The following is a 15236-nucleotide window of genomic DNA, read 5'->3' as shown; positions in this document are numbered from 1 at the left end:
TAAAATAAAATGGTACAGCTTTATAAGCCTTTCGCAATGGCTGAAAGGCTTAGCGCGCCGCTATTTTTTGCAGCAATTCCCGCTCCAGCGGAATCGGCTCGCCAAACATTTCAGCGGCGATCAGGTCGCCCGCCAAGGCAGACCAGGTCAAGCCGCGCGACCCATACGCGCAGGCCAGCCACAAACCTTCCGCGCCCGGGACCGATCCGATCATCGGCAGCCGGTCGGTGACGGCGGCCCTCCAGCCCGCCCATCCCTCGATCGCAGCGCCGTCCAGCATGCTCGGCCTCCGGCGCCCGAGCAGCGCGTCGAGCTTTTCAAGGTTTTCATCATGCCCGGCCGCCGTGACCCGACAGGAGTCCGTATCCAGCTCGTAGGTGCTCCCGACCACAGTGCGCCCGTGCACACGCGGCAGGCAATATCCGTTACCCGCCAGGATGGCCTGGGTGTCCACGGCGCCAGGCCCGTCAAGATAACTGACCTGGCCGCCCATTTTGTACATGGCATGCAATTTCGGCAGGGGCCTCGCCCCTTCCGTCGCCGGCAAAAGAGCCGGTGTGCGGTGAGCGGTCGCCAGGACGACATGCTCGGCACTTGCCAGCAGCCGTCCATCCGGCCCGTGCGCCAACCACAGGCCGGACGCCCCCCGGCTTAGGGCATGGACGCTTTGGGTCAGAAGCGCTATTTGCGGAGAAGCAAGCATTGCTTCGAGCAACGGCTCCATCCGGACCACTTGCCCAGCCGAAAACCACAGGCCGCCTGCGCCCAGGTCCACCCCCGTACGCTCCCTGGCCTGCCCGGGATCGAGCCAGCAAACCCATTCGTCGGGGAGCCGCAGCACGTCGAGAGCATGCCGCCAGTGCGCGGCCTGATGGGCGTCCCTTACGACCTCCAGCGTACCGCAGCGCCGAGGGCGCGCGCCTTCGTCGAACCCCTGCCAGCGCGCCAGCGCCCGCAGTGCGCCGGCTCTGGCGATGCGCGACCGCGGGTCATCGTCGCGGCTGAGCGCGGGCGTGAGCGCCGCTGCCAGGTGGCTCTTGTGACTGCCGCCGGGCCCAAGAGAGAATGCCGGGTCGATCACCGTTGACGGAATGCCGCGCAGCGCAAGCGCATGCGCCACGCCGGCGCCGGCCAGCCCGCCGCCGACCACGACGACGGAAGAAGGTCCGCCCCTGCCAGGCGGCGCGTCACCGCGCCCGAGCCCCGGCCGCAGCGTCGCCACCGTCATTTCGCGCTTCCCGCCGTAGCCTTTGACCTTATTGACGAGGAATCCCGCGGCCGCCAGCGAACGCCGCATCTCGCCTGCGCAGCACCAGGTGGCCGCCGTGGCATGCGGGTTGGCCATGCGGACCAATTGCCCGAACAAATGCCTGGACCACATCTGCGGGTTCACACGCGGGGCGAAGCCATCAAGGAAGAAGGCATCCACCCTTGCCGACACCTGCCTGGCCAAACGCTCGACCGAGCCGAAGGCCAGGGTCAGAGTCAAGCTGCCGCCCTCGAATTCGAGGCGATGCAGGCCCGGCAGCAAGGCCGGCCACGCCTGTACCATCTGCTGGGCAAGCCGCCTTTCGGGCTCTTCCAACCGTGGCAGGAGAAGCTCGGATAGATCGGCGGCGGAAAAAGGATGGGCTTCGAACGACACCATGTGCAACCGAGCGGATCTGAGCGGATCGTCGCGCCAGGCTCGCCACAATGCCAGAAAATTGTGCCCCAGTCCAAAGCCGGTTTCGCATACCGTGAATGCGTCTTTGCCGCGCCAGCGCTCGGGAAGCCCATTGCCCGGCAGAAACACCCGCCCCGCCTGAGCCAGGGCGCCCCATGCGGGGTGGTAGACATCCCCATAGCGGGGGCTCATCGGGATGCCGCGTTCGTTGAATGCCATCGAGGCGGGAATCAGGGGCTCGTACTTGCTCGACATGCTTGCCGCTATAGAACAATAAAAAAACCTTCACGTACAATGGCTGTGGAATGAACGAGCGTGTTTCGCTCTTGTCGAACAGGGCCCTTATCGTATGCAATCAACCCGTCTGCCACTCAGCGACTGCCTGGATGCCGCCGTTACTGCCGCACATGCCGCAGCCGCCATTTTACAAGCCTACTCGCACAATCGAGCCGAACTCGTCATCGACAAGAAAATGCGCAACGACCTGGTCTCGCAGGCAGACCGCGAAGCCGAGGAAGCCGTCATACAGATCTTGCGCGAACGCACTCCAGAACTGGGCATCGTGGCGGAAGAAAGCGGCGGCACGACCTCCAGCGTGGCTACCTGGTACATCGACCCGCTGGACGGAACCACCAACTTCCTGCACGGCATCCCCCATTATGCGGTGTCCATAGCCCTTATCGCCCACGCAGGAGCAGTAGTCGACGCCGGCGCCCCCCTCGAACGCGACACGCCTGTCATCGGGGTGGTCTACGATCCCAATCGCGAAGAGCTCTACAGCGCCATGTACGGCGTAGGAGCCTGGCTGAACGAACGCCGCATCAACTGCTCGCAGACCACGCAATTGTCCGAGGCCGTATTGGGCACGGGCCTGCCGTTCCGCGATTTTTCCTTCACCGACCAGTACATGCCCACCCTGGACGCCTCCATTCAACTGACGCGCGGCGTACGGCGCCTGGGCGCCGCGGCGCTGGACCTAGCCTGGGTGGCCTGCGGGCGATACGATGGCTATTGGGAAATGGGCCTGGCGCCCTGGGACGTCGCCGCCGGCACCGTCATCGTCCGCGAAGCGGGGGGCATCTGCGAAGACATGTACCACCGCGACCCCTGGCCGATCAAGGGCTATGTCTACGCAGGCAATCCGCACACCGCGCCCGCGCTCGATGCCATGATACAGCCGCATCTGGATTACGCCGCACTGAGCCGATGACCCCGCTGCGGCGGCGGCCCGCCGCGCGTGCCTGCCACCGCGGGCATGCCCGGCTTCAATTGCACGATGATCGGTGATACGCTCCTACACGGGTATTCTCACGGCATTAAATCAAAACAGGAACCGTAACCATGAAGCTTACCGAGCCTATCCTGGAATGGAAGTCGGAAATCACGGCCATCCGCCGCGACCTCCACGCCCACCCCGAACTCGCCTACGAGGAAGTCCGGACCGCAGACGTTGTCGCGCAGAAACTCGAATCCTGGGGCATACCCGTCCACAAAGGGCTCGGCGTCACGGGCGTCGTCGGCACCATTCACGGCAGAACGCAGAATGGCAAGGCCATAGGCCTGCGCGCCGATATGGATGCGCTTCCCATGCAGGAACTCAACACCTTCGAACATGCCAGCCGCCATCCGGGCAAGATGCACGCCTGCGGCCACGACGGACACACCGCCATGCTGCTGGCGGCGGCCCGCTACCTGGCAGAGCACCGCGATTTCGACGGCACGGTGCATGTCATCTTCCAGCCCGCCGAGGAAGGCTTCGGCGGCGCCAAGGCCATGATCGACGACGGGCTTTTCACACGCTTCCCCATGGATGCGGTCTTCGGCATGCACAACTGGCCCGGCATGGCGGTCGGCAGTTTCGGCCTGGTGGCCGGCCCGATCATGGCCTCCAGCAATACCTTCGAAATCGGCATCGAAGGCAAGGGCGCCCATGGCGGCATGCCTCATCTTGGCGTGGACCCGGTCATGGCTGCCGTACAGCTTGCGCAAAGCCTGCAGACCATCGTCACGCGCAATCGCAATCCGCTGGAACCCGCCGTGCTGAGCATTACCCAGATACACTCCGGGTCGGCGGACAACGTCATCCCCAACGATGCGGTATTGCGCGGCACGGTCCGAACGTTTTCCGAAGACATGCTCGACCTGATCGAAAACCGCATGAAGGAAATCGCCGAGCACACTGCCCATGCCCTGGGCTGTAAAGCCGACTTCAAGTTCCAGCGCAAGTACCCGCCCACGGTCAACCATGCCAAAGAGGCCGGGTTGTGCGCGCAAGTCCTCGAAGGCATCGTCGGCAAGGAAAACGTCAATGCCTCGGTCCAGCCCTCCATGGGCGCCGAAGACTTCGCCTTCATGCTCAAGGAAAAGCCCGGCTGCTATGTCTGGATCGGCAATGGTCAGGGCGACCACCGCGTCGCGGGCCACGGCCTGGGGCCTTGCATGCTGCACAACGGCAGCTACGACTTCAACGACGACCTGATTCCCCTGGGGGCAACCTACTGGGTGGAACTCGCAAAGCATTGGCTGGCGCAAGCCGGTTCGTAAGTTTCCTGAATCCGCATCCATTTAATAAATCTTTAACGGGGCGGCAAGCCCGCTTGCCGCTAAAATGCAAGCATGAGCATCGCCAATACCCCTACCCTGCTGCCACCGCCCGAACGCCACGCGGTCTTGCGCGTCATGCCGCTTCCGGCCGACGCCAACATCCACGGAGACGTCTTCGGGGGATGGATCATGGCGCAGGTCGATATCGCGGGTTCCATACCGGCCACGCGGCGCGCCGCCGGCCGCGTGGCCACGATCGCGGTAAACTCCTTCACCTTCAAACAGCCGGTATTCGTCGGTGACCTGCTCAGCTTCTATGCTGAAATCATCAAGGTCGGAACGACCTCCATCACCGTTGCAGTCGAAGTCTACGCGGAGCGCCAGAGGCTGGAACTGGAAGTCGTCAAAGTGACCGAAGCCATTCTTACCTACGTCGCCACCGACGACCAGCGTAAACGCCGCCCTCTTCCACCTGTTTAATTCAAGGTTCGCCTATGTCGGAGCCCGTAGTTCAGGCCGAAAGCGCGCCCATTATCATTCCGCGCCGCCTTGATCCTGAAGATGCCCAGCAGGCCTTGCAGCGCTTGCAGAGCATCCTGAAGCGCCAGGAAGTCGTCGAGGCGCTGGCGCATCGACAGTACGAAGAAGACGACAAATCCAACCTGCTGGAAGGACTGCTGCACCGGCAGCACGCAAACGAAATACAGGCGATCGTCAACGACCTGCATCCGGCCGACATCGCCTTCATTCTCGAATCGCTTCCCGTCCACGAGCGGCAGGCCGTCTGGCAGCTCGTCAGCGCCGAGCACGATGCGGACGTCCTGCTCGAGGTCGACGACTGGGCGCGCGAATCCCTGATCGAATCCATGGATCATCAGGACCTGATCGCCGCCACCGGCACCATGGATGCCGACGAGATCGCCGACCTGGTGCCCGACCTCCCCCCCGACGTCGTGGCCGAGGTACAGAAGGGCCTGACCGACGAAGAGCGCGCGCAGCTGCTCGAAGCCATGGGCTATCCCGAAGACACCGTGGGCGCGATCATGGATTTCGAGATGGTAAGGGTGCGCGAGGACGTGTCCCTCGAGGTCGTATTGCGCTATCTGCGCCGCCTGCAGCAATTGCCCGATCACACCGATCAGATTTTCGTCGTGGACCGCCAGGACCGCTTGCAAGGCACGCTGCCGGTCTCGACGCTGCTGGTTCAGGACCCTGAAACCCAGGTGTCGGAAGTGATGACCACCGACTACCTGACCCTCAATCCCCTGGACTCCGATGCGGACGCGGCCGGCGCCTTCGAGCGTTACGATCTCGTCTCCGCTCCCGTCGTGGACGATCAAGGGCGCCTCATCGGCCGCGTCACCATCGCAGAGGTCGTGGACGTGATCCAGGAAGACTCCCAGGAACAAGCCTTGTCCCGGGCAGGCCTGCAGGAAGAGGACATCTTCGCGCCGGTGCTCGACGCCTTGCGCAACCGCGCGCCATGGCTGCTCGTGAATCTCTGCACCGCCTCCATCGCTTCCGTGGTCGCGTCCCGCTTCGAAAACACGGTCAGCCACATCGTGATCCTGGCGTTCCTGATGTCCATCGTGGCGGGGATAGGCGGCAACTCGGGCAATCAGACCATGACGATGATCATCCGTGCCCTGGCAGTGGGCAGGGTCACCGGCAGCAACGCCTGGCAACTGGTCAAGCGCGAGCTTACCGTCACCTTCCTGGTGGGCGCCTGTGGCAGCATGGTGGCCGCCGTCTTCGCCTGGGCCATTTCCGGGTCTTTCGCCATCGCGGCCGTCATGATGGCGGCCATGATCTTCAATATGCTGATCGGCGCCGCGCTGGGCGTGCTCATCCCGATACTGCGCGACCGCTTCGGCAAGGACCCCGCCGTCGGCTCGTCGGTGCTCCTGACCTTCGCCACCGACTCGCTCGGATTCTTCATCTTCCTTGGACTGGCGACGGTCTTCCTGATATAGCGCATGGGGTCAGACCCCATACGGGGTCTGACCCCTCATCTGACTCCTCAAAGCCTGCCCAGGGGTCAGACCCCGCATGGGGTCTGACCCCTACTACCCTGAAGCAAGGGGTCTGACCCGAGCTTGAATCAGGCAAGCTTCCCGTGGCAGTACTTGTACTTCTTGCCGCTGCCGCATGGGCAAGGATCGTTGCGGCCGACTTTCGGGACGGCCTGGCCTGAGGCGGGAGACGACGCAATGCCCGGATCCTCGCCGCTCAGCGCGGCGTCATAGTCCGAATGGTGATAGCTGACGTTTTCGAGCTTGGGCTCGGACTCGGCGACCTCGACCTGTTCCGGCGACTGGATCTTGACTGTCATGAGCACGCGCACGACTTCATTGCGCACGCGATCGAGCATGTCGGAAAACAGTTCGAAGGCTTCGCGCTTGTACTCCTGCTTCGGATCCTTCTGGGCATAGCCGCGCAAATGTATGCCTTGGCGCAAGTGGTCAAGCGCCGACAAGTGATTGCGCCAGTGCGTATCGATGGCCTGCAGCAGCACGGCGCGCTCGAAAGGCGCCCATCCTTCCAGCCCCACCAGGTCGACCTTGGCCTGATAAAGGCGGTTCGCCTCTTCCTGCACCCGATCGAGCAAGTCGTCGTCGGTCAGGCTGGGCTCCTTTTCGAGCATCTCGGTCAAGGGCATGGAGATCTGCCACTCGCTCTCGAGCGCCGCCTGCAGGCCGGGCACGTCCCATTGGTCTTCCACGGACTCCGCTGGAATATAGGCGCGGAACTGCTCTTCGATGGCCGCCAGGCGGAGATTGGCGATGGTGTCGGACACATTGCTGGATTCGAGCACTTCGTTGCGCTGCGTATACAGCACCTTGCGCTGGTCATTGGAGACGTCATCGTACTCGAGCAACTGCTTGCGGATATCGAAGTTGCGGGCTTCGACCTTACGCTGCGCCGACTCGATCGAACGGGACACCATCTTGGCCTCGATGGGTTCGCCTTCGGGCAAACGCAGGCGCTCCATGATGGAGCGCACGCGGTCACCCGCGAAGATGCGCATCAGAGAGTCTTCGAGCGAAAGATAGAACCGTGAGGAGCCCGGGTCGCCCTGGCGTCCCGCGCGGCCGCGCAGCTGGTTGTCGATGCGGCGCGACTCGTGCCGCTCGGTGCCGATGATCCGCAGGCCGCCCGCCGCCTTGACGGCTGCGTTGTCGGGCGCCCAAGCCGTCTTGATGGACTCGATCTTGGCTTCTTTTGCTTCGGGGGAAAGAGACTCGTCGGCACGGACGAGGTCGATCTGCTTCTCGACGCTTCCGCCCAGAACGATGTCGGTGCCGCGGCCCGCCATGTTGGTGGCGATGGTAATGTGGCCCGGCTTGCCGGCTTCCGCCACGATTTCCGCTTCGCGGGCATGCTGCTTGGCATTGAGCACCTGGTGAGGCAGCTTGGCCTTGTTCAGCAGGCCCGACAGAAGTTCTGAGTTCTCGATGCTGGTGGTGCCGACCAGCACCGGCTGGCCACGCTCGTGGCAGTCCTTGATGTCGGCGAGAATGGCGTTGTATTTTTCAGCGTCGGTCTTGAAGACCTGGTCGTTCTGGTCCGTGCGCGCCATGGGCCGGTTGGTGGGGATGATGACGGTTTCCAGGCCGTAGATTTCCTGGAATTCGTAGGCTTCGGTATCCGCCGTTCCGGTCATGCCCGCCAGCTTGGAATACATGCGGAAATAGTTCTGGAAGGTGATCGAGGCCAGCGTCTGGTTTTCGTTCTGGATGCTGACGCCTTCCTTTGCCTCGACGGCCTGATGCAGGCCGTCGGACCAGCGGCGGCCCACCATGAGCCGGCCGGTGAATTCGTCGACGATGACGATTTCGCCGTTCTGGACCACGTATTGCTGGTCGCGGAAGAACAGGTTATGGGCTCGCAATGCCACCATCAGATGATGGACCAGGGATATATTGCGCGGATCGTACAGGGACTCGCCGTCCTTCAGCAGGCCCTTGCTGATCATGACCTGCTCCGCCTTGATCTGCCCGGCTTCGGACAGATGGACTTGCTGGCCTTTTTCGTCGACCCAGAAGTCGCCTTCGGGCTCGGGCTCGTGCGGCTTGGGCTCGGAAGCCATGCGCATCAGCAGCGGCGGGACCGCGTTCATGCGCACATACAGGTCGGTGTTGTCTTCAGCTTGGCCCGAAATGATCAGCGGCGTACGCGCCTCGTCGATCAGAATGGAGTCGACCTCGTCGACGATCGCATAGAACAACGGGCGCTGGCGCCGGTCTTCCGCGCGATATTCCATGTTGTCGCGCAGATAGTCGAAGCCGTATTCGTTGTTGGTGCCGTAGGTGATGTCGGCCTGGTAGGCGGCTCTTTTTTCTTCGTTTTCCTGCTGTGGAACCACGACGCCCACGCTCATGCCCAGGAACCGATAAAGACGCCCCATCCATTCGGCATCGCGCCTGGCCAAGTAATCGTTGACGGTGACGACGTGCACGCCCTTCCCGGCCAGCGCATTGAGATAGACTGCAAGCGTGGCCATGAGCGTCTTGCCTTCGCCCGTGCGCATTTCAGCGATCTTGCCGTTGTGCAGCGCAATGGCGCCCATAAGCTGGACGTCGAAGTGGCGCATGCCGAATACACGCTTGCTGCCCTCGCGGACCACGGCGAAGGCTTCGGGCAACAGGTCGTCGAGGCTGCTTCCCCCGGCCAGTTTTTCACGGAATTCGCTGGTTTTGGCGGCAAGGGCTTCATCCGACAAAGCCGCCATGCTGGATTCGAGCGCATTGATTTGCGCCACTTGCTTGCGGTACTGCTTCAGTATGCGGTCGTTACGACTGCCGATAAGCTTTTTTAGCAGAGAAACCATTCTTCTGTCGTCCATGAAGGACCGCCATCTTGCGCGGACCCTCTTGCTCGTCTGTTCTAGGTTGGCGGTTGTTATACCGCAGGAAAACGATACAGTTTAACGCACCTGAGCGCCAAGGGGTTCCGGCTTGCCGCCGGCGTCCGCGACGAGCTGGTCGGATGCTTCCGGCCGGGAGAAGAAGAGCGTGGGGTCCAGCGGGTGGCCGGCCATCCGGACTTCGAAATGCAGATGCGGTCCGGTGGATCGCCCGGTGGATCCCACCCTGGCGATCATCTGGCCTTTTTCGATCAGGTCACCCAGCTTGACGTTGATGGACGACGCATGCGCGTAGCGCGTGACCAGCCCATTGCCATGATTGATCTCGACCATCTTGCCATAGCCCGGCACGTAGCGGGCTTCCGTTACCACGCCACCCGAGGCGGCATGTATGGGCGTACCCTTCGGCGCGGCAAAATCGAGACCCTCATGCATGGTATGGCGACCCGTCACCGGATGGCGTCGCCACCCGAACGAAGAGCTGAGGTAGGGGTAATCGACCGGCTGCAGCGTCGGTAGGCTGGCCTCGACCCCGGTGCGCCTGGTCAGCACCAGATCGAGCATGGACAGCCAATCCTTCTGATCTGAAATGCGCTGCGCCAAAAGATCCACCTGCCGGCCCAGCCCTTCGGCAGACCAGGCGGCGCCTTGATCGCCGCCAATGTCATCCATGATGGGCGGCAGCGTGGACTGATCGAGCGTGGCCGCGACCTCGGGGTCGGTATATGCCACGCCCGCCGCTTCGGCCACCCGCTTGCCCAGGCCGTCCATGGCGATGAGCCGCGCCTGCAAGTCGCCCACCTTGGAGGCCAGCTGGTTCACGTTTTGCCGCAAATAGGCGGAATCCCGGCTGACTTGCTCGGTGATCTCCTGTTCCTGCTCGGCGCTGAGCACCGGCTTCTTGTCCACCCGCGACTGCACCCAGGCGCCGGCCGCGGCCGACACGCCCATGGCGCACAGCACCGCCATGGCAGTGAATGCCGTTTTCAATCTCTTGGCGTTAGAATCAACATGCTTGCTTCGCATAAACTTTTCTCATAAAACCGCAGGACCCGCATGAACCGACCCAGCTTCCGCCACCGCTCCGGCACTGCCCAGCCCGCTTCGCTGGCCGTGCAATGGCTGGATGGCGACCAACGAGGCGCGCAGGTGATGGCGACGGCGCGCTATCTCCTGCAGATCGAGCAGTTCGCCAAGCAGGCCCTGCCGCCCGCCCTGGCACAGGTGTGCAAGGTGGCGCGTATAGAAAGACAACAAATCACCCTGACAGTTCCCAGCGCCGCCTATGCGTCCAAGCTCAGGCAGCTTGCACCGACCATCGTGCGCCTGCTGGCCGACAACGGCTCGAACCTTAACGAAATCATCGTGAAGGTTCAAGCCAGGCCCTGGCGAAACGAGACAAAACCAGCCCCTCGTGAAGTCGTCCCGCTGGGTGATTCAGCCTTGGCGGCGTTCGCCGAGTTGCGGCACAACCTGCGCCCTGGCCCCTTGGCAAACGCCATAGGGCGCCTGCTGGACCATCATCGGAAGTGAAATCGGAACGAGCGGGCGGGCGGCACCTGGCCGATCAGGCCAGCTTCCACTCATGCGTGAAGGCCTTGGGCGCGGCCGCGCTGGACTCATAGGTGATGAGCTCCCAGCAATCCTGCTGAGCCAGCAGCGCGCGCGCCAGCTGGTTGTTCAGCCCGTGCCCCGACTTGCACGCCACATAGCGGGCAACCAGGGGCTTGCCGATAAGATACAGGTCGCCGATGGCGTCCAGTATCTTGTGCTTGACGAACTCGTCGTCGTAGCGCAGGCCATCGGAATTCAGGACGCGGTATTCGTCCATGACGATGGCGTTGTCAAGGCTGCCGCCGCGCGCCAGACCGGCTGCGCGCAAGGCTTCGACCTCGCTGACGAAACCGAAGGTGCGAGCCCGGGCGATGGTCTTGACGTAAGAATCCTTTTCGAAATCGACCTCGGCGAAATTTGCCGTGGAGTCGATGGCCGGATGATGGAAATCGATGCCGAAAGACAAGGCGAAACCGTTGTAGGGTTCGAGGCGCGCCCATTTGGCGTCGTCGCCTTCGCCTTCCCGGACTTCGACGGGCTTCAAAACCCGCAGAAACTGCTTGGCGGCGGCTTGCTCCTGCAAGCCCGCCGAACGGAGCAGGTACACGAATGTGCCGGCGCTGCCGTCCATGATGGGTACTTCTTCGGCCGTGAGATCGACATGCAGGTTGTCGACACCCAGCCCCGCCAGCGCGGACATGAGATGCTCGACCGTGGAAACGCGTACGTTTCCTTGCTGCAGGACGGACGCCATGCGTGTATTGCCGACCTGGTCCGCCTTGGCCGGAAGATCGACGACTTCGGGGAGATCAACGCGGTGAAACACAATACCGGTATTGGGCGCCGCCGGGCGCAGGGTGATTTCGACCCTTCGGCCCGAATGCAGGCCTACACCTTTGGTACTGATGGGTTTCTGGATGGTGCGTTGACGTAACATGTTTTGCGTTTATTGAGACGAGCGCTTATTGGCTCCACAAGCGAGCCGACGCCGACAGTGTAACCGAATCAGGGGTTAACCACTATTTTTTTGTGTTTCAAGCAGCTTCAATTCACCTGCTGAATCGACGGCGCACCTTCCCGGGGAACGAGGGAAAGTGCGCCTATCGTTGGCCCGGCCGGGGCGTCGCTCCCGCCCGACCGGCATGAGAGAGGCAGTTGGCATGCCGCCTGGCTAACTGAACAGGCAACATGCTAGGGCCGCGAGGCGATCGGCCCCGAGGTTAGTCCGCCTGTTTGCGCAGGAAAGCAGGAATGTCGAAGTGATCCATGCCTGCGGTTTCAAGTGCGCGCACTTGGGCGGACGCCTGGCTGCGGGGATTGCGGATCACTGCGGGCACGGCCGAACCGCTGAAATCGTGGCCGCTCATCAGGGCCATGTTGTCAGTGCCGGTACGCAGCTCTTCCGCCGTGTTCTGGACCAGTTGCGGACGTGTCGCTTCCTTGCGGCCCAGACCGGTGGCGACCACCGTGACACGCAGGTTTTCGCCCATGGACTCATCGTAAGCCGTACCGAAGACGATGGTCGCCTCGTCGGCGGCATAGCCACGGATCGTGTCCATGATCTCGCGGGTTTCGCGCATCTTCAGCGAGCGGCTGGCCGTGATGTTGACCAGCATGCCGCGTGCGCCATGCAGATCGACGCCTTCCAGCAACGGGCACGCAATGGCACGCTCGGCGGCAACCCGGGCGCGATTCTCGCCCGCGGCGATCGATGTTCCCATCATCGCCTGGCCCTGCTCGCCCATGATGGTCTTGACGTCCTCGAAGTCGACGTTCACATTGCCTTCGACATTGATGATCTCGGCAATGCCCGCGCACGCATTGTGCAGGACATCGTCGGCCGCCTTGAAGCAGTCTTCCTGAGTCGCATCCTCGTCCATGAGGTCGTACAGGTTTTCATTGAGGACCACGATCAGGGAGTGGACGTGCTTGGACAGCTCGGCGATTCCGTCCTCGGCCATTTTCAGGCGCTTATTGCCTTCAAACATGAAGGGCTTGGTGACCACGCCGACCGTCAGGATGCCAAGCTCCTTGGCCACTTCGGCGACCACCGGGCCTGCACCCGTGCCCGTGCCGCCGCCCATGCCGGCGGTAATGAACACCATGTTGGCGCCATTCAGGGCCGCCCGGATTTCCTCGCGCGCGGTTTCCGCCGCTGCGCGTCCTTGTTCGGGCCGCGCGCCCGCGCCCAGCCCAGTACGGCCCAGGCGGATCTGCACCGGCGCCTCGCTGGTGGCCAAAGCCTGCGCATCGGTGTTGGCGCAGATGAATTCAACGCCGTGCACACCGGAACGTATCATGTGCGCCACGGCGTTGCCGCCGGCGCCGCCCACACCCACTACCTTAATTACGGTACCGTTGGCGCTGGTATCGAGCATTTCAAAGTTCATCATGATGGACTCCCTCACATATCCAAAAAAAATGTCAAATACTAAAAAATTCCCCAGTACTGCTTGTTGTCCGGAATGATTTCAAAGGAGATGCCAACCGTCTTTGCTCGCACCTGATTTGAAACGCCTCCGTGAACAGGCTTATGCCGCCTGTCCATCAGGGCCATCGGCCCTAATTCATGAACCACTCCTTCATGCGCGCCAGCAGCGTCTTGAAGCTGCCTTTCTGCTGGGCGACCTTGCGCCCTCGCGCGCGTTGAAGACGGGCCTCGGCAAGCAGGCCCATCACGGTGGAGAAACGCGGATTGTGCATGACGTCCGCCAGGCTGCCCTCGTAGGCGGGCACGGCGACACGCACCGGTTTCAAAAAAACATCTTCGGCCAGTTCCACGATGCCGGGCATGAGCGCGGTGCCGCCCGTCAGGACCACGCCCGACGACAGCAGGTCTTCATAGCCCGACTCACGCACGATCTGCTGAACGAAGGTGAACAGTTCCTCGACGCGCGGTTCGATCACGGCGCCCAGCGCCTGGCGCTTGACCTGGCGGTTGGGGCGGTCTCCCAGGCCCGGAACCTCGATCTGCTCGTCCGCGCTGGCCAGCACCTGCTTCGCGATACCGAAACGCAGCTTGATTTCCTCGGCATCAGGCGTGGGCGTGCGCAGCATGGCGGCGATGTCGCTGGTGATCTGGTCTCCGGCGATGGGCACGACCGCCGTGTGGCGGATGGCGCCTCCCGTGAAGATGGCGACGTCCGTGGTTCCGCCGCCGATATCGACCAGGACGACACCCAGCTCTTTCTCGTCCGCGGTCAGGCAGGCCAGGCTGGAGGCCAGCGGCTGCAGGATCAGGTCCTGCACTTCCAGGCCGCAGCGGCGCACGCATTTGACGATGTTCTGCGCGGCACTCACTGCGCCGGTGACGATGTGCACCCGCACCTCCAGCCGCAATCCGCTCATGCCGATGGGCTCGCGGATGTCTTCCTGGGAGTCGACGATGAACTCCTGGGTCAGCACATGCAGCACCTGCTGATCGGTGGGTATGTTGACCGCCTTGGCGGTTTCGATGACGCGCGCGACATCAGCCGCGGTGACTTCCTTGTCCTTGACCGCCACCATGCCGCTGGAGTTGAAGCTCGTGATGTGGCTGCCCGCAATGCCCGTATAGACCTCGCGTATCTTGCAGTCGGCCATGAGCTCCGCCTCTTCCAGCGCGCGCTGGATGGAGTTGACGGTCGATTCGATATTGACCACCACGCCTTTGCGCATGCCCTGGGACTCATGCTGCCCCAGGCCCAGCACTTCGAAACGCCCCTCCGGCAGGATCTCCGCCACCACGGCCACCACTTTGCTGGTGCCGATGTCGAGTGCAACGATCAGGTCCTTGATGTCACGAGTCATAGTCTTGGTCTTTTACTTCGAAGAGGTATTGGAAACATTGGCCAACGTAATGGCGAATCCGTTGGAATAGCGTAAATCGGCGCTGCTCAGCACCCGGCCGTCGAGCCGCTGGGTCAGCTTCGGCCAGGCCTGGACGAACCGCTCGATGCGCGCGGCGAAAGGCAGTGCGCCCGAACGTCCGTGCGGGTCGGCCACATCCGCTGCGGGATCGCGCCCCAGGCTAAGCCGCATGCCATCCGACAGCGTGACTTCCCATGCATAGCGCGGGCTCAGGGTGACCTCCTGGACACGCAGGTTGAGCGGCGCGAACCAGCGCGCGATTTCAGCGTAGCGCTGCACCACCAGCCGCTCCGAGCTGTCCGGCCCATTCAGCTGCGGCAGCTCGGCGTTGTCCGGCAGTGCGCCCTGGTTCGCCGTGAAGGCCTCGCCCCAGGTGTTGATCATCTGGCCTTCGTTCCACAGGGCCAACGGCTGCTGCTCTTCTATCTGGACCCTCAGGGAATCCGGCCAGACACGGCGGATCTGCGCATGGCGCACCCAGGGCACGGTCTCGATCAGCTCGCGGGTGCGGTCGAGATCGACCGAAAAGAAATTGCCCGCCAGCTTGCCCGCGATAGTCGCTTTCACGCTGGCCGGAGACACGTAGCTCAAGCCTTCGGCTTCGATCGGCTCGATCTGGATGGTCGAAATGGCAAAGTAGGGCCGCTGGCTGATCCAGACGACGGCGCCCAACAACATGGCCAGCACGGCCAGCAGCGCCAGCGTGTTCGCGATGAAGTTGATGAAGCGGGCGTCGTTGAACACGTGATTTCCTTG

12 protein-coding genes are annotated in these 15236 nt (G+C 62.8%); 5 read left to right on the top strand and 7 right to left on the bottom strand.

Annotated elements, in window-relative coordinates; translation table 11 throughout:
• Positions 1 to 49 precede the first annotated feature (49 nt).
• The gene (gene mnmC, locus ACSBPU_RS05280; protein WP_442596207.1) at positions 50 to 1921 is read right to left on the bottom strand and encodes an FAD-dependent 5-carboxymethylaminomethyl-2-thiouridine(34) oxidoreductase MnmC; all 1872 of its coding nucleotides are present in this window, start codon (positions 1919 to 1921) and stop codon (positions 50 to 52) included.
• Between the two features lie 94 nt (positions 1922 to 2015).
• Here mnmC and ACSBPU_RS05275 point away from each other — a divergent pair, with 94 nt between their 5' ends.
• The 4 genes from ACSBPU_RS05275 (at position 2016) to mgtE (ending at position 6183) form a co-directional block, all read left to right on the top strand.
• Positions 2016 to 2876 (top strand): inositol monophosphatase family protein, encoded by an 861-nt coding sequence (locus tag ACSBPU_RS05275; protein WP_442596205.1) that lies wholly within the window; start codon positions 2016 to 2018, stop codon positions 2874 to 2876.
• 131 nt (positions 2877 to 3007) lie between these two features.
• Positions 3008 to 4210, top strand: a complete 1203-nt coding sequence (locus tag ACSBPU_RS05270; protein ID WP_442596203.1) for a M20 aminoacylase family protein — start codon at positions 3008 to 3010, stop codon at positions 4208 to 4210.
• A 72-nt stretch (positions 4211 to 4282) separates the two neighbouring features.
• Positions 4283 to 4690 carry an acyl-CoA thioesterase gene (locus tag ACSBPU_RS05265; RefSeq protein WP_180067621.1) on the top strand — a complete coding sequence of 136 codons (408 nt, stop codon included), beginning with the start codon at positions 4283 to 4285 and terminating at the stop codon, positions 4688 to 4690.
• Positions 4691 to 4704: 14 nt separating this feature from the next.
• Entirely contained in the window at positions 4705 to 6183 is a 1479-nt protein-coding gene (mgtE, locus tag ACSBPU_RS05260; RefSeq protein ID WP_442596201.1) for a magnesium transporter, read from the top strand.
• A gap of 128 nt (positions 6184 to 6311) precedes the next feature.
• On the opposite strand, the gene secA is transcribed toward mgtE, so the two are convergent.
• On the bottom strand, positions 6312 to 9041 hold the full coding sequence (secA, locus tag ACSBPU_RS05255; RefSeq protein WP_442596199.1) for a preprotein translocase subunit SecA: 2730 nt from the start codon (positions 9039 to 9041) through the stop codon (positions 6312 to 6314).
• Between the two features lie 96 nt (positions 9042 to 9137).
• Positions 9138 to 10103: a M23 family metallopeptidase gene (locus ACSBPU_RS05250; RefSeq protein WP_442596197.1), complete on the bottom strand. Its 966-nt coding sequence runs from the start codon at positions 10101 to 10103 to the stop codon at positions 9138 to 9140.
• 30 nt (positions 10104 to 10133) lie between these two features.
• Here ACSBPU_RS05250 and ACSBPU_RS05245 point away from each other — a divergent pair, with 30 nt between their 5' ends.
• Positions 10134 to 10610, top strand: coding sequence for a DciA family protein (locus tag ACSBPU_RS05245; RefSeq protein WP_442596195.1), 477 nt, complete (start codon positions 10134 to 10136; stop codon positions 10608 to 10610).
• Positions 10611 to 10644: 34 nt separating this feature from the next.
• Here ACSBPU_RS05245 and lpxC read toward each other — a convergent pair whose 3' ends face one another.
• The 4 genes from lpxC to ACSBPU_RS05225 form a co-directional block, all read right to left on the bottom strand.
• Positions 10645 to 11568, bottom strand: a complete 924-nt coding sequence (lpxC, locus tag ACSBPU_RS05240; protein ID WP_180067616.1) for a UDP-3-O-acyl-N-acetylglucosamine deacetylase — start codon at positions 11566 to 11568, stop codon at positions 10645 to 10647.
• A 283-nt stretch (positions 11569 to 11851) separates the two neighbouring features.
• A complete protein-coding gene (ftsZ, locus tag ACSBPU_RS05235; RefSeq protein WP_180067615.1) occupies positions 11852 to 13024 on the bottom strand; it encodes a cell division protein FtsZ in 1173 nt (390 codons plus the stop codon).
• A 169-nt stretch (positions 13025 to 13193) separates the two neighbouring features.
• On the bottom strand, positions 13194 to 14420 hold the full coding sequence (gene ftsA / locus ACSBPU_RS05230; protein WP_180067614.1) for a cell division protein FtsA: 1227 nt from the start codon (positions 14418 to 14420) through the stop codon (positions 13194 to 13196).
• 12 nt (positions 14421 to 14432) lie between these two features.
• Positions 14433 to 15224, bottom strand: a complete 792-nt coding sequence (locus ACSBPU_RS05225; protein WP_442596192.1) for a cell division protein FtsQ/DivIB — start codon at positions 15222 to 15224, stop codon at positions 14433 to 14435.
• Between the last annotated feature and the right edge of the window lie 12 nt (positions 15225 to 15236).

Source organism: Parapusillimonas sp. JC17 (assembly GCF_052180245.1).
In the GTDB taxonomy this organism is placed as follows: domain Bacteria; phylum Pseudomonadota; class Gammaproteobacteria; order Burkholderiales; family Burkholderiaceae_B; genus Parapusillimonas.
This window is presented reverse-complemented; position numbering and strand designations above follow the sequence as displayed.